The 24168-nt window shown below is 48.4% G+C and carries 25 protein-coding genes; 22 read left to right on the top strand and 3 right to left on the bottom strand.

Annotated elements, in window-relative coordinates; translation table 11 throughout:
- Positions 1-24: 24 nt before the first annotated feature.
- A complete protein-coding gene (locus SULKU_RS00185) occupies positions 25-333 on the bottom strand; it encodes a hypothetical protein (RefSeq protein WP_013458903.1) in 309 nt (102 codons plus the stop codon).
- A gap of 11 nt (positions 334-344) precedes the next feature.
- Complete coding sequence (locus tag SULKU_RS00180; RefSeq protein ID WP_013458902.1) at positions 345-1673, bottom strand: NFACT family protein; 1329 nt, start codon at positions 1671-1673, stop codon at positions 345-347.
- A 68-nt stretch (positions 1674-1741) separates the two neighbouring features.
- Between SULKU_RS00180 and SULKU_RS00175 the strand changes: the two genes are divergently transcribed.
- The 22 genes from SULKU_RS00175 to SULKU_RS00075 all read left to right on the top strand — a co-directional run bounded on the left by SULKU_RS00175 (position 1742) and on the right by SULKU_RS00075 (position 22531).
- Positions 1742-3319 carry a methyl-accepting chemotaxis protein gene (locus tag SULKU_RS00175; RefSeq protein ID WP_013458901.1) on the top strand — a complete coding sequence of 526 codons (1578 nt, stop codon included), beginning with the start codon at positions 1742-1744 and terminating at the stop codon, positions 3317-3319.
- A 55-nt stretch (positions 3320-3374) separates the two neighbouring features.
- Positions 3375-3635, top strand: coding sequence for a hypothetical protein (locus tag SULKU_RS14950; RefSeq protein WP_013458900.1), 261 nt, complete (start codon positions 3375-3377; stop codon positions 3633-3635).
- Positions 3578-5425: a TonB-dependent receptor plug domain-containing protein gene (locus tag SULKU_RS00170; RefSeq protein ID WP_013458899.1), complete on the top strand. Its 1848-nt coding sequence runs from the start codon at positions 3578-3580 to the stop codon at positions 5423-5425. The genes SULKU_RS14950 and SULKU_RS00170 overlap by 58 nt, the downstream gene beginning before the upstream one ends.
- Positions 5425-5769, top strand: a complete 345-nt coding sequence (locus tag SULKU_RS00165) for a DUF4430 domain-containing protein (protein WP_013458898.1) — start codon at positions 5425-5427, stop codon at positions 5767-5769. Before SULKU_RS00170 ends, SULKU_RS00165 begins: the two co-directional genes overlap by 1 nt.
- Complete coding sequence (locus tag SULKU_RS00160) at positions 5760-6587, top strand: ABC transporter substrate-binding protein (RefSeq protein WP_013458897.1); 828 nt, start codon at positions 5760-5762, stop codon at positions 6585-6587. Before SULKU_RS00165 ends, SULKU_RS00160 begins: the two co-directional genes overlap by 10 nt.
- Entirely contained in the window at positions 6571-7284 is a 714-nt protein-coding gene (locus SULKU_RS00155; protein ID WP_013458896.1) for an ATP-binding cassette domain-containing protein, read from the top strand. Before SULKU_RS00160 ends, SULKU_RS00155 begins: the two co-directional genes overlap by 17 nt.
- Complete coding sequence (locus tag SULKU_RS00150) at positions 7268-8227, top strand: FecCD family ABC transporter permease (protein ID WP_013458895.1); 960 nt, start codon at positions 7268-7270, stop codon at positions 8225-8227. The genes SULKU_RS00155 and SULKU_RS00150 overlap by 17 nt, the downstream gene beginning before the upstream one ends.
- Entirely contained in the window at positions 8224-8847 is a 624-nt protein-coding gene (bluB, locus tag SULKU_RS00145) for a 5,6-dimethylbenzimidazole synthase (RefSeq protein ID WP_013458894.1), read from the top strand. Before SULKU_RS00150 ends, bluB begins: the two co-directional genes overlap by 4 nt.
- The gene (locus SULKU_RS00140) at positions 8844-9602 is read left to right on the top strand and encodes a phosphotransferase (RefSeq protein WP_172633591.1); all 759 of its coding nucleotides are present in this window, start codon (positions 8844-8846) and stop codon (positions 9600-9602) included. The genes bluB and SULKU_RS00140 overlap by 4 nt, the downstream gene beginning before the upstream one ends.
- Entirely contained in the window at positions 9599-10660 is a 1062-nt protein-coding gene (cobT, locus tag SULKU_RS00135; protein WP_013458892.1) for a nicotinate mononucleotide-dependent phosphoribosyltransferase CobT, read from the top strand. The genes SULKU_RS00140 and cobT overlap by 4 nt, the downstream gene beginning before the upstream one ends.
- Positions 10657-11148 carry a bifunctional adenosylcobinamide kinase/adenosylcobinamide-phosphate guanylyltransferase gene (locus SULKU_RS00130; RefSeq protein WP_013458891.1) on the top strand — a complete coding sequence of 164 codons (492 nt, stop codon included), beginning with the start codon at positions 10657-10659 and terminating at the stop codon, positions 11146-11148. The genes cobT and SULKU_RS00130 overlap by 4 nt, the downstream gene beginning before the upstream one ends.
- Positions 11145-12152, top strand: coding sequence for an aminotransferase class I/II-fold pyridoxal phosphate-dependent enzyme (locus SULKU_RS00125; RefSeq protein WP_013458890.1), 1008 nt, complete (start codon positions 11145-11147; stop codon positions 12150-12152). The genes SULKU_RS00130 and SULKU_RS00125 overlap by 4 nt, the downstream gene beginning before the upstream one ends.
- Positions 12137-13000: an adenosylcobinamide-phosphate synthase CbiB gene (cbiB, locus tag SULKU_RS00120; RefSeq protein ID WP_013458889.1), complete on the top strand. Its 864-nt coding sequence runs from the start codon at positions 12137-12139 to the stop codon at positions 12998-13000. The genes SULKU_RS00125 and cbiB overlap by 16 nt, the downstream gene beginning before the upstream one ends.
- Positions 12997-14337, top strand: coding sequence for a cobyric acid synthase (locus SULKU_RS00115; RefSeq protein WP_013458888.1), 1341 nt, complete (start codon positions 12997-12999; stop codon positions 14335-14337). The genes cbiB and SULKU_RS00115 overlap by 4 nt, the downstream gene beginning before the upstream one ends.
- Positions 14327-14749, top strand: coding sequence for a hypothetical protein (locus tag SULKU_RS00110; RefSeq protein ID WP_013458887.1), 423 nt, complete (start codon positions 14327-14329; stop codon positions 14747-14749). The genes SULKU_RS00115 and SULKU_RS00110 overlap by 11 nt, the downstream gene beginning before the upstream one ends.
- Entirely contained in the window at positions 14742-15488 is a 747-nt protein-coding gene (locus tag SULKU_RS00105; protein WP_013458886.1) for an adenosylcobinamide-GDP ribazoletransferase, read from the top strand. The genes SULKU_RS00110 and SULKU_RS00105 overlap by 8 nt, the downstream gene beginning before the upstream one ends.
- Positions 15479-15982 carry a histidine phosphatase family protein gene (locus tag SULKU_RS00100; RefSeq protein WP_013458885.1) on the top strand — a complete coding sequence of 168 codons (504 nt, stop codon included), beginning with the start codon at positions 15479-15481 and terminating at the stop codon, positions 15980-15982. The genes SULKU_RS00105 and SULKU_RS00100 overlap by 10 nt, the downstream gene beginning before the upstream one ends.
- Positions 15983-16006: 24 nt before the next feature.
- Positions 16007-17701, top strand: a complete 1695-nt coding sequence (locus SULKU_RS00095) for an autotransporter assembly complex protein TamA (RefSeq protein ID WP_013458884.1) — start codon at positions 16007-16009, stop codon at positions 17699-17701.
- Positions 17698-20526 carry a translocation/assembly module TamB domain-containing protein gene (locus SULKU_RS00090; protein WP_013458883.1) on the top strand — a complete coding sequence of 943 codons (2829 nt, stop codon included), beginning with the start codon at positions 17698-17700 and terminating at the stop codon, positions 20524-20526. The genes SULKU_RS00095 and SULKU_RS00090 overlap by 4 nt, the downstream gene beginning before the upstream one ends.
- 73 nt (positions 20527-20599) lie before the next feature.
- Positions 20600-21034, top strand: coding sequence for a hemerythrin domain-containing protein (locus SULKU_RS00085; RefSeq protein ID WP_013458882.1), 435 nt, complete (start codon positions 20600-20602; stop codon positions 21032-21034).
- Entirely contained in the window at positions 21031-21273 is a 243-nt protein-coding gene (locus tag SULKU_RS00080; RefSeq protein ID WP_013458881.1) for a DUF2249 domain-containing protein, read from the top strand. Before SULKU_RS00085 ends, SULKU_RS00080 begins: the two co-directional genes overlap by 4 nt.
- Positions 21266-22531, top strand: coding sequence for a hypothetical protein (locus tag SULKU_RS00075; RefSeq protein WP_013458880.1), 1266 nt, complete (start codon positions 21266-21268; stop codon positions 22529-22531). Before SULKU_RS00080 ends, SULKU_RS00075 begins: the two co-directional genes overlap by 8 nt.
- Positions 22532-22628: 97 nt before the next feature.
- Here the strand turns inward: SULKU_RS00075 and SULKU_RS00070 are convergent, their stop codons facing one another.
- A complete protein-coding gene (locus tag SULKU_RS00070; RefSeq protein ID WP_013458879.1) occupies positions 22629-23996 on the bottom strand; it encodes a hypothetical protein in 1368 nt (455 codons plus the stop codon).
- Between the last annotated feature and the right edge of the window lie 172 nt (positions 23997-24168).

Here is a 24168-nt window from a genome sequence, read left to right as displayed (position 1 = left end):
ATAAGGGGAAACAAGCTTTGAAATCTAAACTTTAATATCTAAAAGATGCAAAGGTTTCAAAGGTTTTTCATTTTCCTCATTTTTTTCGTTGTGCTCGGAACGTCTCTCTTCTTGTTCCGCCTGTTCTTTGGTATGTTCTCGGTCAGGATCAACCCCCTGATTCTCTTCGGTAGGACGAACCTCTTCGATCTCCTTTTTTGCCTCCTGGGAAGCGGATGCGGCGGCAAGAGCTTGCAATTCGAATCGGTTTAAGACAGCATTTTTCTCACTCGCGACACTTGCCATTTGCTGATTGACGTAAATTGCACCGCCGATCGGACCGATATCTGCCATAATCTCCTCCCTTACCCTTTTTCGATATTCAGTGTTTTATAATCCGTATAGAGGACATTCGCACCTTCCCCCATTTTCACTTCTCTTCTGGGGGTATAATCGACCAAATAGCGCCCTTTTTCAAATACGGAAAAATCGACGCAAAGTTTCGCGGCCGCTTCGAGGAGTTTTTCGGGAAGCTGCTGTTTGTCGGTCGAGATAATCACGTGGGCGGACGGACGATCTTTGAGATGCATCCAAATATCGCGCGCTTTGGCATTGCGCAGAAGCTCAATATTTCCTTTCTCGCTTTTGCCCAAAGAGACCTTGACCCCCTCAATCCAAAATTCGGCGATCGAATCGGACGATTTGACTTTTGATCCCATGGCTTTCGGGGGGAACAGCAACGTTATCTCTTCGGGAGACGTTGCCTCCTCTACCGTTTGGATAAAAAGTTCCAGATGGCGGATTTTGGCTTCGAGATTGCTTCGTTCCTGATGAAGCCCCTGTGCTTTTTGTTTCGCTTTTTTGGAGCGCTTGAAAAAACTCTCCGCGCATCCTGCCGCCGTTGTACATCCTGAAGGAAGTTCCAATTCCACCGGAGTCCCGTCAAAATTAATCAATTCGGCCTTTTTCCCATACGGTTTGACAACATCCAGATTGGCCAGAATCAAATGTCCGGCATTTTGAGACGCTTGCGCATCCTGTATCAACACCCCTTCTTCCTCCAACGCGTCCAAATGTTTGTGCAATTGGCCTAAACGCTTTTGCAAAAGGGCTTTCTTTTCATGTTTAAGCTGATTGAGTTTATCGCTGTTACGTCGACGAAACTCTTCGATCAAATAGTCACGGACATTCTCGAGAGGGTATTCTTTCGGTTCAAACGGGGGAGAAGGTATTTCGCCTAGTTTTTGCCCGACACGAACACTGCGGGCAGAAACATCCTCATCGATATGACGCAGCGCTTCTAAAACAATCCCCTCTTTGTCCAAAAGTATGACATTGGTGTGTTTTCCGGTAAATTCGAGCTGTAAAATGGTGGTTTCCGATTTATACGAACCGCTGGTCGTCGTCGTGATTCGGATGATTTTATCATTGTTGTGAAGAGTAATCGATTGGATCGTTGAGCGGTTGAGCCGCTTTGCAATCAAAATATCAAACGGTGCCTGATACATTTTCCCCCGATTGGGAATCTCACCGATCGTGATAGCCGAATTTCCCCGCTGCATCTCAAAATTCCAGCTGTTTTCACGATTAAAAACCAATTTTAATGTAGTATCGTTAACCCTGTAAGCGGCCACAACGTAAGAAAATTCCTGCTGCATATACGCAACAATTTGTTTTAAATAAGAAAATCTCATAGTTTTACCTTCGCTTTAGAAAAAGAGAATTACAATGATGCAATACTGCAATTAGGATTTAAAAATTAATGAATATCTTCAATACTATCAAATCTAAGTTTATCGTCAATCTTGTGGCAGCCGTGGGCGCAATCCTTGTAAGTGTCATTGTAGCATACTTCATCGCCGTAGGATCGATCAAAGAAATCATGATCAGCGATCTCAATACTGTCGCCGATGTGCTGGAAAAGAATGTTAACTACATTGCCAATATCGAGCCCAAAGCGTATGAAGAAACAGAGTTTAAAGAGGAGATCAAAAAGATCAAAATCGGTAAAAGCGGCTATGTCTATTTTATCAATGCCGAAGGTGTGATGACGATTCATCCGAAACCGGAAGATGAAGGAAAAAACAAATCGGGGCATGATTATGTGGATCATATCCGGGCCGATAAAGCGGGAGGTATTTATGAGTATGTTTCCGCTACGACGGGACAGGATAAAATTGCCGCCTACCGATATATTCCCGCATGGGATATGTGGGTAATCCCGGGAATCAATAAAGCCGATTATTTCGAGGAACTTCGGGCGGGCTTTTTTAAATGGTTTTTACTGTTGGGTACTATCCTGACCGCCATGTTGATCGCGATCAATTATGTTTCCGGTACCAGTATTCTTCACCCGATCGAAGAGCTTGATAAAGTATCGAGTGACCTTGCTCACGGAAACGGCGATTTGACCAAACGTCTGCCGATTCTGAACAAGAACGATGAAATCGGGATAGCAAGCCTTTATCTCAATCAGTTTATCACTAAAATCCAAAGTACGATCAACGATACCAAACAAATCACCTCGTCGGCCGTCGACTCCACCAGTACGCTCAACAGTGCGGCGGCGAATCTTTCTGCCCAATCGGAAAAAACCAATACGATCGCACAAAATACCAATAAGACGGCTTCCGAGATTGAAGTAACGTTGGAGCAAAGCGTCAATATGGCAAAGGCCACCCTAGAGAACAGCCGTTTAACCGAAACGGAACTCAGCCATGTTCGTGATATTGCGACCGCCATAACCAGCGAAGTGCATAAAACAACGCAGATGAGCAGTGAGCTCGGAGAACGTTTCGCACAGCTCTCCAGCGATGCGGCAAGCGTCAGCGGAGTACTCAGCATTATTTCCGATATTGCCGATCAGACCAATCTTCTCGCACTCAATGCGGCTATCGAAGCGGCACGTGCAGGTGAACACGGGCGCGGCTTTGCCGTCGTCGCCGATGAGGTGCGCAAACTCGCCGAACGGACGCAAAAAAGCCTGACAGAGATCAACTCGACGATCTCTATCGTCATCCAGTCTATTTCCGATTCATCGGACATGATGCATTCAAACAGCCAAAATATCAGCCGGCTTGCGGAGCGGAGTGAAGAGATCGATCTAAAAATCGATGCGGCATCCAGTGCGCTGCGTTCAAACGTCGACGCCAGCCATCAGAGTGTTCAGCAATCGGAGAATATGGCACAAAAAATTCATGAAATCATTCATAAAGTTTCTGAAATGTCCAGCCTCTCCCAAAGCAATCAGGAAGAGATCAAGCAGATCTCCAATATTGCCGTCGAACTCTACAACGCCGCGACAAACTTGAATACCCAATTAGGCCAGTTCAAGTCCTAAAAAGTCTCCTTTATCGTTTTCGCTATAATTTCCAAAAAGATTTGGGAGGATAGCGATGCGTTCACCGCGCGGATTCGGAAAAACATACTTTTCCCTTGTCGCTATCCAAGCATATGCTTCTGAAGTCCGGCTTCTTCAGATTATCCATCAAATCATCTGGATTTGCCCGACCCATCCTATCCATACCTACTCGACCGTTTCACCCCCTAAAAGTGTCCTCCTTTTATCCATCATTACGACTATTACTCAAGGACACTTATGTACAAACAAACCATTTCCTTCGTTGCCGCGGCAACACTGGCTGCCTCTTCTTTAGGGGCTGACGAACTCTCATTCCATCCGATTGTCGTAACGGCGACCAAAACGGAACAATCTCTTAACACGATCACCTCCAATGTTGAAATTATCACTGCCGAAGAGATTGAAGAACAACATTACACCTCTCTAGCTGAAGCGCTAAACTCACTTTCCGGAATAAGCATCACCTCGAACGGTGGAGTCGGAACAACACAGGAAGTTTTTGTGCGCGGTATGGATACCAATAAAGTATTGGTTTTGATTAACGGTATCCGCTATCAGGATCCCTCGAGTACAAGCGGAGCCAATTTCGCCCACCTTCTTATAAGCGACATCGAGCAGATCGAACTTATAAAAGGGGCTCAAAGCGGAGTATGGGGAGCGGATGCGAGCGCCGGAGTGATTAACATTATCACCAAAAGTGCGGAAGCGGGAACCCATACCGGTGCGAATGTGGAATACGGAAGTTTTGCCACCACAAAGTGGGGGGGATTTCTTTCTCATAAAACGGATAAATATGATTTTAAAATTTCGTTTGACCGTCTAATGAGCAGCAGTTTTACCGCCCAGGCACCCAAAGGGGACAATATTGACCGATACGAAAAAGATCCCTATGCCAATACAACCCTCAACCTTAATGCCCATTACAATCCGACGTCCGAGGATACATTCGGTATCAGCTATACCGACATTAACGCATTGGGCAGTTATGACAGCTATCACTCTCCAAACAGTGTAGAACACAGTGATGTGAGAACCCGACTTTACGGGGTAACCTATGACAAAGCCTATCATAATCATACCCTTTCGACCAAAGCGAATCTTTCAAAATTTAGACGTGATGAGCTGGATACCGGCTACGGCGTAAAAGTATTTAACGGGCAAACCCGTGAGGCTGAGCTGCGCGACCACTTTCGCTACGGCGAGAATGATTTTATCGTCGCCGGTCTCTCCAAAAAATGGGATCAAATCGATTTCATCCAAGCCGATTCAACTACGGGAGCAAAATCGGTTTCATCGAAAGCGGTGTTCGTGACCAACTCCAATACCTTCGGCGATTTGATTCTAACGGAGAGTTTACGACGGGACGACTACAGCAGCTTCCATGCTAAAACAACCGGTAAAATGGGGGCAAAATATACCCTTTCGGAGGATATGTATGTCGGCGGAAATTACGGAACGTCCTATACGGCGCCTAATCTCATCCAGATGTTTAATCCGTGGGGTGCGTCTAATGATACTCTCAGCCCCGAAAACACGAAAAGCTACGATCTCACGCTCGGGTATAAAAGTATCACGCTCACCTATTTCGAAAATCGGGTAAAAGATTTGATCGAGTGGTATGATCCGACCCCTCTGAACTGGTTCAATAATGACCCCTATTACAAAAATCTAAACGGAATCAGTACCTTTAAAGGGTACGAAGTCACTTTTCGGCACACTCTTTTGGATGCGTTCGTACTGAATGCCGACTATACCCATCTTGCACGCTTTGTCGATAAAGACGGGAAAGATTTAAAACGCCGCCCCAAACGCGAAGCTAAAGTCTCTGTCAACTATTATGGGATCGAAGATTTGAGTATGGGAATAAACGCCCACTATGTAGGGACACGCTACGATCAGGCGGATCAGCAAGGGGAACAAACCGGACGTTATACCCTTTTTAATTTTGTACTTAACTACAATCTGACCGATTCTATCCAACTCTACGGTAAAATTGATAATCTTACCGACAAATACTATCAAAGTGTAGACGGATACGCATCGTCGCCGCGAGGATACTATGCAGGGATGAAGGTCATTTTTTGATGAAACTCATTGTACTATCTGTTTTTTTAGCACTGCATTGTTGGGGGGAGAATCTTACGGTTACCCTCCATTACGGCGATGCAAAACCCGATAAAGTCATCGAAACGGCCTATTCGCGGGGAATGAGCGCATTGGACGTTCTTAAACGGATCAGTCGTGTAGAGACGAGCAAAACGGGACAGTACCGTTTCGTCCGTTCCATCGACGGTGTTCGATCGCAGATCGGCAAATTCGGATGGTTTTATCTCATTGACGGAGAATCGGTTAATACAACGGCGGAGAATTTCATTTTGAACGATGCTAAAACCATGACATGGATTTACAAGGTAGAAGCATGCTATTGAAACTCTGGGCTCTATTGATCGTGGGTATGAACCTTTACGGTACTGAGCGGATCATCGCACTCAGCCCCGCCATCAACGAAACTCTGTATGCCCTGGGTGCGGGAGATCAGATCATTGCCAATACGGAGTATTGCAATTATCCCGTTGAGGCCAAAAATAAACCCAAGGTGGGGGGATATTTCTCACCATCTCTGGAAAAGATTCTCTCCCTCAACCCCACGATGGTGATCCTGCAGGAAAACAATGCTCCTCTGGCGGCAAAAATTCAAAAGATGGGGATCAAAACACTCATCATTAAAATCGATACCTACCCCTCGATTCGCCGATCGATCTTTACCATCGGCGCCGTCGTTCACAAAGAAAAGAGGGCTGAAGCCATCGTGAGCGAACTCGATCAAAAACTCCGTGCCCTGCGGGGGATTATACGCAATCAAAAGATTTTGATGGTGTTCGGACACAATACCGATCTCTCCAAAAGCATCTATGTCTCGGGGCAGAACCTCTATTTTGACGATCTCATCCGTTCCAGCGGTAATACTAATGCGCTTCAAAGCCGTCGAAAGGGGCAGCCGGTTCTTAATCTCGAAAACATTATCGCGCTCAACCCTGATGTCATCATACTGCTAGCCCCGAATACCAAAGAGAGAGGGTTAACGAAAGAGGCTTTGATAGCACCGTGGCGTTCTCTTCCGATTAATGCGGCCAAACGGGAAAAAATTTATGTCGAAGATCAGCCCTATTCGAGTAACCCGAGCCAGCGTCTCGGCCTTTTTTTAGATGATATGAGGGGGTATTTGATTGATGCTGCACGTCGCTGATCTCACCTGCCAAATTTTGAAAAATGTCAGTTTCGCCCTCGAAGAGGGGAAAAATTTGACAATTTTAGGAAATAACGGAAGCGGGAAAACGACGCTGGCCAGAGCACTCTGTCATCTAATCCCTTCCGAAAGTGTTTTTTGGGAGGGGAAAAAGATAGGTGATATTGCACATCACCTGCGTTCACAGACGATTAACTACGTTCCGACATCGCTTGAAATTTATGATGAATATTTGAGCGTAACCGATTATCTGGACCTCAATTTTTTCGAATCTTCCAACCCTCAAATGAGGGAAGAGATTCTTGGAGTGATGGAGATAGAACACCTCAGAGACTCCCCCTGCCAGAGGCTCAGCAGCGGCGAGTCCTCGCTTCTCTTGATAGCCGGCGCAATTTTGCACCGTGCTGCGTACACAATTCTCGATGAGCCGACCGCCAATCTCGATCAGGCAAAAAAGGTCAAAATTTACCGCCTCCTCAAAAGCGGCTCCTATTTTCAAAACAAGATCATCATTACCCATGATCTGAATTTGGCTTACAAGCTTGGATATGACATTTTGTATCTGGAAGAGGGGGAAGTCCGGTTTTTCGGATCGTGCAGTGATTTTTTCGATCCGACCCAGCTTGAGGGCTGTTTCGGAAGCGCAGTTCAAAATATCGGCGGAAACTTTGTGGTGAATTATGATGAAGTACGTTAGTTTTGTTTTAGCATTGGCCGTTCTTGTCATTGCCCCATTTTTTGGAGAAATCGCAGTGGATGTCCAAGAGATTTTCAATCCCGAATCTTCGTCGTCGATGCTTTTTTGGGAGATTCGCTTTCCCCGCGTGATTGTCGCATTTTGCAGCGGTGCGATCCTCTCTCTGGCGGGGCTTGTGTTTCAGAGTATTTTTCGCAATCCCCTCACAACCCCTTTTACTCTCGGCGTTGCCAGCGGTGCGACGTTGGGGACGGCATTGGCGATTGTTTTTTTAGGCGGTCTTCTTTTTTGGCAGTATGCATTGAGCTTTATCGGAGCGTTATTGACCGTCATCGTCCTCTTTTTACTCTCGCGTTCACTCAAATCGGCACAGACGCTTTCGCTTCTGCTGGTGGGGATCGCGTTGTCTTTTTTCTACTCCGCCGCTTTGATGGTTCTTTATTATTTGAGCGATTTTGAACAGAGCTATTCGATCGTCCGTTTTACGATGGGGAGTTTGAACATCGTCGGATTCGATACCGCCTACCCGATTGTGATCGCATCGCTTTTGTTTCTCTTTGCGATCCATTGGCAGCGTCAACCGCTGAGGCTTCTGTTGACGTCGCTTGACTTTGCATTTTTAAAAGGGCTCCACGTAACACGGTTGGTTATGACTCTTCTTCTTATCACCTCTATGGCCGTGGCGGTATGTGTCAGCGTCGTTGGGCCTATCGGGTTTGTAGGATTGATCGTTCCCCATATCATCAAACTTCTTTATCGGAGCAGCAGCGACACACTGATTTTCCCGACATTTTTTTACGGCGGGATTTTTTTAGTAGCGTGTGATCTGATCGCCCGCAATCTCGGGGCTGCTTCGGACATTCCCATCGGAGTTGTTACGTCATTTTTAGGCGGGCCGTTCTTTATCTATCTGATACTCCATCGGCATAAAGGTTCGCGATGAAATATACCCTCCGCGATGCCGAGTTGCTCCAAACGATCTTCTCTTCACGCCGCGACGTACGGGGGAACCGTTTTGTTGATGCCCCCATCGACGATGAGGTACTGAGGAAGATTCTGGAAGCGGCAATCTCCGCCCCCTCGGTCGGTTTTTCACAGCCGTGGAAGTTCGTTATCGTTCAGGATCATGCCAAGCGCGAAGAAATCTATGAGGAGTTTGTTCGAGAAAACACCAAAGCGTCCAAGCTGTTCGAGGGGAATCTCCTCTATGATACCCTCAAACTGGAGGGGATCAAGGAATCGGCCATCAATATCGCCGTTTTGTATAAAAAACCGACCAAAACGGTGTTAGGGCAGACGACCCAGAAAAAGATGGGGGAGTACAGCGTCGTCTGCGCGATCCAGAACCTCTGGCTGATGGCGCGGGCTTATAACATCGGTGTGGGGTGGGTGAGTATTCTCCGAGCCAAAAAGGTGAAAAAGATTTTGGGAATCGGCAATGAGTACAAACTGATCGGCTATCTCACCCTCGGACATGTGAACGAGTTTCTGGACGAACCCGAACTGCTAAAGCTGGGGTGGGAGAATAAAAAGACGATAGACGAGGTTGTGGAATGGGTGTGAAGAGGGTTATTACCCTATCCGATCTACCCGCGTCGCTGGGGGTACAAACCCTCGCTTCCAGCACGGACGGGGTAATGGACAGTGTCTATTTTCTGGACGATGATCGGGTCGTAAAAATCTTCGAAACGGCGAGCGAAGAGGCGGTAGCCGAGGAGCTGAAACTTCTCATCCACTGCGGATCGCTCCATGTCTCCAGAGCGGAGGGGGGAGTGTTTCGGGTGCAGAACAAACCCGCCCTCATCTACCGCCGCTGTCGCGGGGAGAGTCTGAAGGATGCCGGAATCGATGAGATACGGCAGATCGGAGCGTTTTTGCGGGATTTTCATCATCTCACGGCGGGACGTCGAAGCACGAATGAGCGGTTGTTCGAAAAATCACGCTTAGCGCGGATGATCCGGGAGACGCATACGGATATTTTCGATACGCTGTTGAAAAAAAATGATCTCACGCTGCGCGATGAGGGGATCATTCACGGCGATCTCTTTTTGGACAATGCCCTATTTTTGGAGGGGAGACTCTCCTGCGTCATCGATTTTACCCAGGCATGCAACGGCGATTTTCTCTTCGATCTCGCCGTCACCGATCTCTCGTGGTGCGACAGCGATGAAAAAACCGAGGCTCTGCTGAAGAGCTACGGCGCTACGCTCACACTGGACGAGTTTCGTCCCTACCGCGAGTATGCGACGCTGTTTTATTGCGTCAACCGCTACCTAAACGGCGGCAATTATCAAGAACTATTGGAGAAATTAGTATGATCAAAACGATTACCGGAAACAAAGATTTCATCGAGAGTCTGCGGGGGAAACGGGCCAGTTTTCTTCTGTGCATGAGCAACACCAAGACGGCAAACATCGAGGGGATTACCCAGGCGGGAATCCCCGGAATGCTCCACCTCACCCCGACGCTCGATGCGGAGTTTATCGCGATCGGAGAGGTGCGCAGTCTCGGCTCCATCGCCGAAACCCCCAAAGGGGTCCCCACCCCCGCCCTCCTCACCCGCGCCGTCCATCTCCTCCATCCGTTCCGTGAAATAGAGATGCTGGAACTGGGGCTGGAGATTTCCCCGAAACTGGAGCATTTCAAGCTTCACTCATTCGGCATTGCCCCCAGCGATTCGATTTCTGATGGGGCGAACATCCCCGCCGAAGAGGTGTTTGAAAAAGGGATTCAGTTCGCCCAGAATCTCACCATCCAAAGCGATTACATCATTTTAGGCGAATCGGTTCCCGCCGGAACGACGACAGCGCTCGCCACGGCGCTGGCTTTGGGGTACGATGCGCAGGATAAATTCAGCAGCAGTTTCAAAAACGCCCCAAGCGGCATCAAACAAAGCGTCGTCGATCAAGCCCTCTCCCGCATCGGCGAGAATGACGATCTCTTTAGTATCCTCTCTAAAGTGGGGGACAACATGCTGATATTCAACGCCGGATTGATCCTCGGTCTCCAAAACCGCGATATCAGAATCGTCCTCGCAGGGGGGACGCAGATGGCGTGTGCTCTTCTCGTCGTCAACCGCATTTTGCAGATGATGGAGGGGGAACTGGACACCTCTCGCATCGCCCTTTGCACGACCAAATGGGTCGCCGAAGATACGCAGAGCGATATCAAAGCCCTCTTGGAGATGAACGATTTCGCCCTCAACGCCTATTACGCCGATTTCGATTTCTCCCTCACCGATCATCCCGCCCTCAAACTCTATGACGAGGGGGAGGCGAAAGAGGGGGTCGGTGCCGGAGGCGCGCTAATGTACGGCTTGCTCAACGGTCTGAGTAAAGAGGCGATCACCCGCAAAGTGGAGAGCTTTTTAGGATGAAAATACTCTACTTCGGCGGACAAAAATCGGGGAAAAGCTCTCTGGCGGAGGCGAAGACACTCGCCATCGCGACCGACAAACCCTACTATCTCGCCACCTACGATCACACCTTCGGCGATGAAGAGATGGGGGCGCGGATCGACAAACACCGCATTTCTCGCGGAGAAGAGTTTATCACCCTCGAAGAGAGCCGTGACCTCTCACGGGTGATCGAACCGCATCACACCTATCTCGTCGACTGCATCTCGATGTGGATTCTCAACCGACTCGACGAGAATGAAGAGGTACTGGTCGCGGAGATCGAAGCGCTGGGAGCGATAGATGCTAACATTGTGTTTGTCCTCAATGACGTCACCTCGGGGGTGATTCCAAGCGATCCGATCAGCCGCCGCTACGTCGATCTCAGCGGTATTATCGGTCAGAGACTGGCGCGGTTGTGCGACGAAGTGGTTGAGGTGAAACTGGGGCTGGAGAGACGGCTCAAATGACGACCTACGGACACGGCGGGGATGTGAATAGCTTTGCGGCACACTGTGGCTGTGAGGTGAGCGAGGTGTGTGATCTCTCTTCCAATATCAACTTCATCACCCCCTCCGTCGATTTTAGCGGTGTCCTCCTCAACGCCTACCCGAGCTATGGGGAGCTAACGGAGGCGTTAGCCCGCCATTATCGTGTGAAGTGTGATGAGATGGAACTCTTTAACGGAGGAAGCTCGGCGATTTTCTCTCTAATGCGCTTTTTCGATCATCCGACCTGCACGATCTACTCTCCCGCTTATCTGGAGTACAAAAAGGCCGCCACTCTCTATGGGAAAAAGATTGCCCTCATCGACCGATTTGAATCGATGGATGCGGAAGTCGAGGAGAACTCCCTCGTCGTCTTCGTCAACCCCTCCACCCCTGACGGACAGTATTATGGGATCGAAACGCTGATGAAGCGGTGGATGGCCAGAGACTGCACGATCCTCATCGACGAATCGTTTCTGGAGTTTTGCGGGGGCGAATCGGCAACCCGCTACCTTCAAACGTATGACAAACTCTACGTTTTAAAATCGCAGACGAAGTTTTACGGATGCGCGGGTGTAAGGGTCGGAATTGTCCTCTCGTCGTGTGAGAATATCGCCGCCCTTAAAACCAAAGAGCCGCTGTGGAAAATCTCGGCGCTTGATGGCCATTTTCTCATCACCGCTTTGGCGGATGAACCGTTTCGAGTGCGATCCCATGCCCTCAATGCCGAAGCAAAAACGTATCTGAAAACGATCCTCGACAACTCTCCTCTGTTTGAGGAGGTGTTTGAGAGCGATGCGAACTTTTTCCTCGTCCGACTTGCTTCAATCTCAGCGAAGGCGTTTCAGGAAAAACTTCTTCCGTACCGCATTATGGTGCGTGATTGTTCTAACTTTGACTTTTTGGATGAGCGAACGGTGCGGATCGCGGTCAAAGAGTTGGAGGCGTTGAAGCGGTTTGAGGGGGCTCTATGTTCTTTGGAGTAGCTCTAATAGCTTACATCACCGACCGCCTCTTTGGTGAGTTCCCCTTTATCCGCCACCCCATTGTCCTCATGGGCGATTTCATCACTGCGTTTCAAAAGAGGTTCTATCGTGACAGTATCCTGCGCGGATTTTGGCTCGTGTTTTGGCTGTTAGCCGCAGTGTTAGCCATCGTCACTCCGATCACCTTGATCGGCAACCCGTGGATATTGGGGATCATCGCCTCGACGGGGATCGCGGGGAAGATGCTCTACGAGAGTGTGAACAACGTCCTGAGTGACCCTTCTAGCATCCGCTACCTTGTGAGCCGCGACACCCAAAACCTGAGCGAGAGCGAGATCAACAAGGCCGCGATCGAGACCTACGCCGAAAATCTGAGCGATGGGGTGATCGCCCCGCTATTTTATCTGTTAGTGTTTGGTTTGGTGGGACTGTTTCTCTATAAAGCGGTCAATACCCTCGATTCGATGGTGGGATACCGCAACGAGCGCTACGAGAAATTCGGCAAGGTGAGCGCCCGTTTGGACGATCTCCTCAATTACCTCCCCTCCCGTATTACGGCGGTGATCATCCTCACCTTTTTCGGCAAGCTCAGCGCCCTCAAAAAGACATGGCATTACGGCGCACAGCATGAAAGCCCCAATGCGGGATATCCGATCGCGGCGATGGCACTCTCGCTCTATGTGTCGCTCGGGGGGCCGACGTCGTATTTCGGCACGATCAAAAACAAGCCCTATTTCGGCGAGGGGAAGCGGGAGATCACCGACGGCGATGTCCGAAGCGCATTGGCTCTTCAGTGGAAACTCGATACCCTTGTGATACTACTTTTGGCGGCGGGGGTTTACGCATGAGATCGATCTCTATTTTCGGCACCTCCTCCGATGCGGGAAAATCAACCCTCACCTTTGTGATCGGCAGACTTTTGCAGGAGCGGGGGATCAACGTCGGGGTGTTCAAAGCCCAAAACGTCTCCAACAACTCCCGCGTCTGCGACGACGGGTCTGAAATCGCCGTCGCCCAGTATTTTCAGGCGGAGGTGTTGGGGATTCCGACGAGCTACCATCTCAATCCGGTACTGTTGAAATCGGGGCACGGCAACAGCGCCTCATTGATCGTGAAAGGGCGCGTCGTGGAGGATAAAGAGGTGCGGGAGTACTACCGCGACCTCGATCAGTTAAAGCCCGCCGTAAACGAGTGTTTTGAGTATCTGAGTGAGCGGTATGAGTGCCTCGTTTGCGAGGGGGCGGGGAGCCCCGTCGAGCTGAACCTGATGGACAAAGACCTCTCCAATATCTATATCGCGCAAAAGTACAATACGAAGATTATCCTCGTCGCCGATATCGAAAGGGGGGGCGTATTCGCCTCGATCTGGGGGGTCTACAACCTCCTCCCCGAAGCTTTACGAAAGAACGTCATCGGCGTCATCATCAACAAATTCCGCGGCGATCGGAGCCTGTTTGATGAGGGGGTGACGATTATCGAGGAGCGGTTCGGCATACCCGTACTCGGCGTCCTCCCCTATCTCCCCCTCAACCTCGGATTCGAAGACTCCCAGAGCCTCAAAAACTTCATCCAAAACAAACCCCACCCCGCACAAAAGATCGGGATCATCGCCTATCCGACGATGAGCAACTACAACGATTTCGAACCCCTCATCGCCGATGAGAGTATCTTCGTCGAGTTCATCACCTCCAACGTGGCGCTGGAGAGTTTCGATTGCGTTATCCTCCCCGGGAGCAAACGGGTCATCGAGGATCTGCGGTGGCTCAAAAAGACGGGGCTGTTCGATGCGATCCAAAAAAGAGAGAAAGAGATACTCGGCATCTGCGGCGGATATCAGATGATGTTCACTGAAATCATCGACGAGGAGTGTGTCGAGACCCCAGAACCGAGTCGCGAAGAAGCTCTCGGGTTTATCGACGACGCCATCGTGTTTCAAAAAGAGAAAGTGCTCACAAAGGGGGAATATTCGATCTTCGGGAAAACGGTTCGGGGATTCGAGATTCATCACGGGGTGAGTGGCAAATATCCGCTGTGGTATGAGAAGGGTCACATCAAAGGGACGTTTGTTCACGGACTGTTCGAGGACGAAGCGTTTGAGGAGTACAAGCAAAAAACGGTGGGTGATTTCATCGCGACGATGAGAGACGAAATCGATATGGAGAGGATTTTGGAACATGTCCTATAAACAATGGTTCGACGCCCATGCGGCCAAACACGCCGCAATCATGGAGAAGCTCACCCGCCTCAGTGACGACGAGGTGATCGAGTATTTCCGGTTCGAGAACATGGTCAAAAACGAGCCGGATTTCTGCCCCCTTTATGCGGAGAATAAAAAGTGCCACGACACAGAGGAGCTCAACTGCTACCTCTGCGCCTGTCCCAATTTTCGGTTTAGCGATGCGGGGTTCGCGGTCGAAGAGAGAAAAATCCTCTTCAGCACCTGCTCTATCGAAAGCCCCGACGGCGACCGCTATGTGAGCGAGTCGGCTATCCACCAAAACTGCGCCGGGTGTATCGTCCCCCACCGCGAGAGCTATATCAAAAAAGTGTTCGATCGCGACTGGCTCAAAATCATGAAAGAGGTGCCGAGTGAATAAAATCATCTTGGGGGTAAAATTTGCCCTGAGCTACTTTACCCTGCTCCCCATCCGCTTCAACGCGGACGATGACCTCTCCCATCCGCGCGTCCTCAAATCGATGCTCCTGAGCCTCCCGTTTGTCGGAGTTCTTTTGGCATCTCTTTCAATAGGGGTATTTAGTGTATTAGAGTCGCTTGGGTGGCTTGGGGCGATTATCGCCGCCGTGATTTACATGGTGCTCTACGGGTTTATCCACACCGAAGCGGTGATCGACGTCGCCGATGCGGTGCACGCCGCCCACAGCGGAAAAGATCCCTATGAAATCATCAAAGATCCCACCGTCGGGGCAATGGGGGTCTTATATGGCGTGAGTTTTACCCTCCTCAAAATCGCCGCCCTCTCGACACTCCTGATGCATCATCTGTTTCTCCCCTTTATCGCGATAGCCCTTATCAGCCGTCTTTCGCTTCTGGTATTGATCCGCACGTACGAATTTCGCTCGTCGTTTGTGACGCGGCTGCATGAAAATCTCCGCGTTGTCCCTCTGATACTGCTGATACTTTTGTGCGGCGCTCTAGGCTTTTATCTCCTCTCGGTGAATTTTTTACCCCTCTTCGTCGCAGGGGTACTCACTGCGTTACTTCTCTCATTTCTAACCAAAAGATCGCTCGGCTTTATCAACGGCGATGTGCTGGGGATGTCGCTGGAGGGCTCGGAACTGGTATTGATCATTACGGCACTGCTAACATGTCGCTAACACTGTTACGCCATGCGGCTCTATCGACAGAATTTCACGGGCGGTATATCGGACACACCGATCTTCCCATCGATACTGAGCTGTTTGCCCCGATTATCCTACCGCAGATGTACGATGCGGTCTACTCCTCCGATCTGAGCCGCTGTACCCAAACGCTCAAACAGCTGGGATATGGAGATTTTCAAACCGATGAACGCTTGCGGGAAGTACGTTTTAAAGAACAATTCGAGGGAAAAAATTTTACAGAGATTGAGGGGATGGAAGTATATAATCCCCGTTTTTTAGAATCGCAAGAGCAATGGCACGATTTTGTATGTGACGAGTCGAGTACCGAATTTCGGGGACGACTAACCTCATTTTTGGACGAACTTCCCTTTGAGAAAAATATTTTGGTCTGCGCCCACGGGGGGACAATAGCCGAAATCCTCTCTCTTTTAAACGCTCCTATTAAGAGACTCGCTTACCTAGAGTATACAATTGTTACGGTAAAATAGAGTCAACTATATTAAGGGGGGTGGATGCGGTACGGTATCGTTATAGCGTTGTTCTGTACTGCATTGATGAGTACCCCCCTTCCAATCACGTTCAGCGGCAATGAGAAAATTTCTTCCGATAAACTTTTCGGCGTTTTAGGATTGCGTAAACCCTACGGCATCGAGGTGTGGGAAGATCAGCCCTCCATCGAGCCGATCGCAATCTCTCAAAGCGTTTCGGCGTTGAGCAGTTTTTATAAATCAAAAGGATTTTATCACGCCCGCGTGACGTCGGAGACGAATGAGAACGGCGTTCTCTTCAAAATTCAGGAGAATGATCCAATCCTCGTCGGCACTGTCCAGATCAACAGTCCGTTGGATATAAAATCGGCTGTTTCGCTTCATACCGATGAGCTGTTTGATCAGGAGGAATTTTCCGAGTCAAAATCGTTGATAAAAAAACGCTACGGTGAAGCGGGCTATTGCAATGCGCAGTTCAATACCAAAGCCTGGGTCGACATCGAAACAAACCGTGCCTATCTACTGTTCGAAGCTACGCCGGGGGAGGCGTGTACGTTCGGGAAAGTCAGTGTCGAATCGACTTCCAATATCGACGGAAATCTCACCGCTTCGATGTTACGGTTTAACGAGGGAGACCCGTACAGTGTCGAAGCGATCAAACTCAGCTATGAAGCATTGTATGCCCAAGAGGGGATCAGCCGCGTTATCATCAACGACAATGAGCGTAACGGTAGTGTTGTTCCGATCTCTCTCAATATTGAAGAAGCGGAACGTCCGATCCGTTTTACCGCCGGTTTCGGATACAGCAGCGACCAGGGATTTGCGGCACAAACAGGACTCAAACACCGCAATTTTTTCGGTGATCTTAAAACTCTCGGATTGGATTTTCGCTATTCGCAGATCAAGCAGGAAGCTGCCGGATCGTTCGGACTTCCGCTTCAAAACCGGGGGCTTTTGGGGGTAGATGTCGGATATAAAAATGAGATATTTGACGGGTATAAGACGGAGAGTACCTACCAAAAACTGACGGCGAAGTACCAAGACACCCCCGCATCGGCGATGATGGGATTTTTATTCGATCAGGTAAAAACATATGACAGTAAAGACATAGCAACGTTTCCCGACAATAAACTCTCCCTCATTTCGCCGATCGGGGAGCTTAACTACGATACGCGGGATAAGCCGCTTGAACCGACCAAAGGGTATTGGCTCAATGCCAACTTTATGGGTTCGCTCTACACGCCGCAGTTATCGGACGCCAGTTATTTCAAAACCCTCCTCTCCGCCGCCTACATCACGAGTATCGACGAGCATGTTTTCGGTGCCAAACTCAAATGGGGGACGTTACACGTATACGACGGGGCGGTTCCCTCATCGTACCGATTTTATGCCGGGGGGATGAACTCCAACCGTGCCTACACCTATCGTGACTTGGGTCCTAAAAACTTCGACGGCGATCCGATCGGGTTTTCTTCTTTGACCGAAGGAGCGTTTGAATACCGCTTCCCCATCTATCAGGAGTTTCGCGGAGTGCTGTTTACCGACGTGACGTTCGCCTCCCAAAATACTGTTCCCGATTATGCCAAAGACGGTTATCTTGGGGTAGGGGCAGGATTTCGTTATGTCACTCCGATCGGTCCGGTTGCGATCGATTTCGGATTTGACCCGGAAGATACATCCCAATACGCCATCCATTTTCGAATCGGAGAGTTGTTTTGAAGCGGTTTTGGTCTCTTCCGTGGCGCAAGTGGTTCAAACACCTGTTCGTAACGGCCCATTTTCTCCTCTACAGTTCACTATTAGCTGCTTCGGCACTTCTCTACATCGCTTTTCGTCCTGACGGACTCGAAATCGTCAATACCTATTTTTTAAAGCCGCTCGGTATCCGTTATACCCATGCGGAGGGGTCGCTTCTGGATGGATTTACCCTTCATAACCTCCGCACCGATAACGCGAGAGCTAAAACGTTTGTTCTAAAATACAACCTTGTCAAAATATTGGAAGGGGAGCATACGATCGATTCGGTTCAAATCGACGGATTACGGCTACAGCTTGATGATTTTAAAAGCGACGGCACTTCAATCTGGCCGTTTCCGACATTTAAACTGCGCGACGTTACGGTTACCAATCTGCAATTGATCAGCTCCTATTCCGTAGAACTCGATCTGCATGGGAAAAACGGAACGTATGACGGGGATGTGATTAATTTTTCTTCGTTGAACGCAACTTTTAAATCCCGTTATGCCAGCGGAGCGATCAGCGGAACCGTACATCAAAATTCGATCAGGGGTATGGCAGATATCTATCCGAATTCAGCTGAGCTAGCTCCTTACAGCGGACGTTTTACAACATTGCCGAGAAGTTTGCGTATCGAGATAAAAGAACTCTCAAATGAAAAAGCGATTTTACGCACGACAATCGCTGCGTTGCAATCCAAACAAGACCCTGCCGTGCAAGCCAAAGCAATTTCCCTCGATTTCCGATATATCTATGAAAACGACTATTTGGATATTGATGCCCTGTATACCCTGATACGCGGCAGTGACTCTATGAAGACAAAACACCATCTTCGGTATGCGTTGGAAGGGAAAACGACAACCGAGTTTGACGGCATTATCACCTCAAATCATCCCCTCCCCTCCAATACACTGCACGGAGCGTTCAGTGACGATACCAACGGTCTTTCGGGCACGCTTACCCTCGATGGAAGTACCCTTGCTCTCGCTTCAAAAGATTATGAACGTTTCAGCTGGAAGCTCAGAAGTACCCATAAAAACCTCCGATTTATCCCCTCATTGCCGGGCGCACTCCGCTCAGGCTCATTTGAGCTTAACGGTGAGGGATCGTATCTGCTCAGTAGTGATTCGTTAAAAGGGACGGTCGATGCGTCGCATGAGGATGCCCTCTTTAGAGGAATTTTTTCTTCCCGAAACGGCTATCGCGTATTGGACGGAAATCTCACCCTCCCCGGAGATGCGCCGCTGTGGAAAAACTGGGCGCATAAGCCTCCGGAACATTTGAGCATTTCGTTGAACAATGAGGCCAATGCCACACGGTTGAATCTTTCAGGAGATGCTCTGAGCTTTTCAGCTGTCATGCAGAGGGAGAAACTCAAAGGTTCCGGCAACTATCTGGGGACTTTTTTTAATGTAAGCGGCTTATTGGCACCGACCCAAACCCGTATCGATATCGATACTTTCACCCCCTCCGTGTTTGCCACCGCCTCGGAGCTTCGTCCCATCGAATTGCACAAGGGGGAATATTACGATGCGGAAATGCGAACCAAAACCCGTATTACGCTTTCCGATACCCTCAGTATCCAAAGCGATATCGAGATACCGTGGTATGCCGCCGTACTTGACTCGCAGCGCGCCTACGGAGGGACGGACGGCAGGGTTAGATTGGCGTATCGTGACGGGAATATAACGGTCGAAAATTACCGACTGGAAATTGCCAACCATCCGATTACTACCGATAAAACGTCGCATCTGCATATCAACTCCGCGGGGGGAGTCACTATCGATGAGTTCTGGATATTTGATACGCTGTTTCTAAGCGGAACGGTGAATTCGGATCTGAGCGCTGCCCTGCGGCTGCACTCGGATCGTTTCAGCTATCAAGGACCCGAGAGGTTGGCTCATGCCTCTGCCGATATGACCTTTGTGCGTGATGCACAGGCAAATCAAACTCTGAGCGGGGTAGTGAATATTTTGGACGCGACCATCACCTATTTGCCGTTTCAGGAGTTCAAAGTAATGGACGATGATATCATCATTGTCCAAGACGTTCGCCCTCCGAGCAGTGCAAAACTCTCCATGAATCTTCGTGTTACGGCTGCACAACCGATCCGTTTCAAAACCAAAGAACTCGATTTGCGTCTTGATCCCGATCTAACCCTTTGGAAAGAGCCGACGGGTCCGGTACAGATTTTAGGAATGATCACGATTCCCTCCGGAACGGCAGTGAGTGCGGGCAAATCGTTTGATATCAAGCATTCCGAAATCTATTTCGGCGGTGATGTTCCCCTTAACCCGTATCTCAACATTACGATCGGGCATGAGGTCGATTACAACAAAATACTTATCTACGTCACCCATACCCTCGATTCGCCGATTTTCCTCTTCAGCTCCGATCCGGTGATGAGTCAAAACGACATTATGAGCTATCTTCTCTTCGGCGGACCGGCCAATACGGTTTCAGGCGGAGACAGCTCCACATCAACCGTTCGGGCCGATGCGACCAATTTTATGCTGGGAGCCGGACTTAAAGGGTTGATCAACGGAGCGACGAAACTTCAGATCGATACGATGAACATTCTTACCACCGCCGAGGGGGGGATGGGATTTGAAGTGGGCGCGCGTCTCAATAAAGACTTGAGAGTCCTTTACAAAAATGATACCGTCTCCAGCGTTTTAATCCAATATTCGCTTAACCGGTGGCTGCGGCTGGATGCCGATATTCATGAACTGGGACAGGGGATCAATGCGATTTACATCAAAGACTTCCGTGACTTTCTCCCTCATAACAAACCGGCTAAAAAATAAATCTTGATTTCGATCAAGTCTTATCGTTCTTGATCCTTTTATACTGTCACCATTAAAGTATAAAAGGAATTTCATGATTTTAGAATTTATGCGTGACGATCACCGTGCGTGCGATCATTATTACACAGAAGCCGAAAATGCCCTAAGCGAAAAAAAAGTCGATGATGCGGTCAGATTATTCGACGAATTTTACCGAGCCACCAATCATCACTTCGATATGGAAGAACGCGAACTTTTTATTACCTTCGAAAAACGGACCGGGATGACGGGGGGACCGACGCAGATGATGCGCTATGAGCATCAGCAGCTGCGAAGTCTTTTGGAATCGATGAAAAGTGCGTTGAATGAAAAGCGCTATAATGATTTTTTCGGTATCGGCGAATCCATGATGATTATGCTTCAGCAGCACAATATGAAAGAGGAACAGATGCTCTATCCGATGATCGACCGCGCATTGGGAAGCGATTCTGAGCATATGATTCAAATCCTAAAGGATATGGGGCAATGATCCTCCTCGATATCCGCGAATATGACCATCCCGTCCCGCTGGAGATGGCGGTCAATGCCTTTAAAAAGCTTTCGGGCGACGAAATCGTTCACATGATTCACAGACGTGAACCGATCCCCCTTTTTGAGATCATTGTTAAAAACGACGGCCGATATTTGAGTGTCATGGAGCGAGAAGATCTGTGGCATATCTATTTTACCCGCAGTTCTGCGGTGAAACTGGAGCATGAGCATGTATAACGGACTCTCCCTCGACCAGGCTCCCCCTATTTCAGCGGTGATGCGCTTTTTTCTCACCGTTCCGTTATTCGGAATTCTCCTGTCCCTGAGCATTTTCTTTCATCCTGAAGCTGTTTTAACTCCCGCCCATCCAATCTCTCTTGCAGTGATTCATATGATGTTTTTGGGGGTTATAACCATGGCGATGATCGGAGCGCTGTTTCAGATGCAGAGTGTTTTGGGTGGGCGTCCTATCCCCGCTGCAAGCGGAAATGCTTTAATCATTCATGTTTTTTTAACGGTAGGCATACTCTCTTTATCCGGGGCTTTTGCCTTTAATGCCTCTGTTATGTTTATCGTCGCCGCCGTGTTTTTAGCCTCATCTATCCTCTACACCGCCAATCTCATCCTCCCGCTCCTTTTCGGAGGAGTAACCCATGATACGCTTCGAGGGATGCGGCTCGCCCTTATCTCCCTTTCGCTAACAGCCCTTTTCGGTATTGTTATGGCATCATCGTATGCCAATAGCTCTTTTAGCACCATGCATGATGCTATTCGCACATCCCACTATTCTCTGGGACTCATCGGATGGATCGGCACCCTTATCGTTGCGGTAGCTTTTCAGGTTATCGAAATGTTTTACGTCACGATACCTTACAACGGCTGGTGCAAGCGTAACGCATTCAGAATTATTGCCGCTTCGCTGTTTCTGAAAGTCGTCTGGCTCTTTTTTGCATTTCCGTATGTCTGGATATTTGATCTGACGCTCGGGGCATTATTTACTGGATTTATTATCACCACGCTAAAGAGGCTTCAGCTGCGCAAACGCCGTGTTAGTGACGTGAGTATTTTGTTTTGGACTACGGGGATTGCTTTGCTGTACATTGCTATTATGGCATACGGTGTCTATGAATGGGGGAATTATAAGCCCCTGCTTAGCATCTCCCTTATCGCATTCATTCTTTTTTCACTCTCGATCATTTTAGGGATGATGGGGAAAATCGTCCCGTTTCTGGTGTGGTTTCATCTGAGTTCAAACGGGATTATGGATGCCCCTATTATGTCGAATATTATTCCGCAATCACGTGCCAAAACTCTTTTTTCCCTTTTCCTGCTCACAACTTTTTCGCTTCTTGGCGGAATCTTTGTATTGGAACTGTTTGTCGTCGGCGCCATTGCGGCTTCGGCAATGTTCGCTCTTTTATTGTTTAATCTCATCAATGCCCTTAGAGTGTATCGATTCAGTATGATACACGGCCTTCGTTTTGAGCAGATATAAATTATGCTAACTTTTAATCGGGGTTTTTAAAAAAGGTGAAGAGTACCATTCCCGCAGATGCGGGAAATGAAGGAGAGAATCTGTCGTTAAGCGGTTATTACCATTTAACTTCGGTCGTCAACATATAAACGTCTTTAGATTCGCCGGTATCTGAAGATTTCGCGGCAACCTTTTTATCTTTTTCATCAGCGAATTTAGCTGAAGCGATAAAACTTACGTTTTTATTGTATTTGTATGCCAAACCGGCAATGATTTTATCACCTTCGATATCATTGACATCGACTCCGTTTAATTCGCTTTCAATGCTGTAATTGTCATAACGTCCGATAACAGTCCAATCTTGGAAAGGGCGGTATTCGGCATTGACCGACCAACCTTTGTAATCTTTCGTATCAAATCCTGTAGCAATATTTTGTGTACGTTTGTCATCTTTTGCCGTAAAATACTGTGCCGCGATCAGGAATTCCGGTTGGTTATAAACCGCATGGATTCCGTAAATAGAGCGGTCGTATTCATTCGGGCTGTCCACACCTTGCAAATCGACGTCATCGTCTTTATGGTTTTTAGAGATCAAACCGTATGTAGAGATATTGGCATACGTATCTTTAGTACGGTCGTTTTTACCCACTTTTGTACCGCTGCCGAGGATGTGTCCCGTCAAACGCCATTCAAGTGAAAGTTTTGAATCGTTTTCTTGGTTAGCAGCCGCTTTGTCGGCATGGTAACCTTCACCGTTGAAAATACCGATTTCAGAGCTGAAAGCATCTGTTTGGGTTTTGAAATTCACACCCAAGTCAGCAGAGTTAACAAGGTCAACACCAGTTTCCGTAGCAGTCCCTTTTTCTTCCAATACTACTTTATTGAAAGAACGGTAATGCCATGCATTGTGCTCTTCGTAATCGATCCACGGACGGTGCGCAATACCGATCTCAACACCGGTATACGGAAGTACTTTGTCAAGATACAAATAAGCATATTTCGCATAGATATTTGCATAGCTTGTTGAAGATGCAAGTTCTTTTGTCGTATCCATTGTTACGCGGAAATAATCTTTATCATTGAAATAGGCTTTTACTTGCACATAGTTACGGCGCAATTCAAATCCGGTCGATGTCCCTGCATATTTACTAGTATGTGATCCATCCGCATCTGAAACTGTTGTAGACGGGCTTGCCGATGTCAAACCGAAATAGTGAGTACCGCTGAACTCAAGTGTTTTAGCTTTAGATTTTACGTTTACGTATTTAGACATTTTGTCTTGGTATTCAGAACCTTTTGATTCCAAATCGCGCATTTGCATGTCAACTTCTTTTGCGCTGACGAAATCGCCCATTTCAACACGCCCTTCACCAGGAGTTGTGTAAACCTGTCCTGTTTTCGGATCACTGTAAAGAGTCAATGCATCGGCTGATGCAACACCGCTAATCACTACCGCAGCAAGGGCAGATAATGCAACTTTTTTCATAAGAATCACTCCTGTTTTTTAATGGTGTCATTGTAGAAAAAATAGATTACGCCAATGTTACATTGCAAAATGATTACGATAAGGAAAATGAATGAAAAACACTCATCTGAACGCATACGCAAGGACAGATGAGTAAAACTTAAGGTATTGAAGAAGGAGAATGAAACGTGGG

This window comes from Sulfuricurvum kujiense DSM 16994, from assembly GCF_000183725.1.
Lineage (GTDB): Bacteria > Campylobacterota > Campylobacteria > Campylobacterales > Sulfurimonadaceae > Sulfuricurvum > Sulfuricurvum kujiense.
Note: the sequence above shows the minus strand (reverse complement) of the source record. Positions and strands in the feature narration are given on the sequence as shown.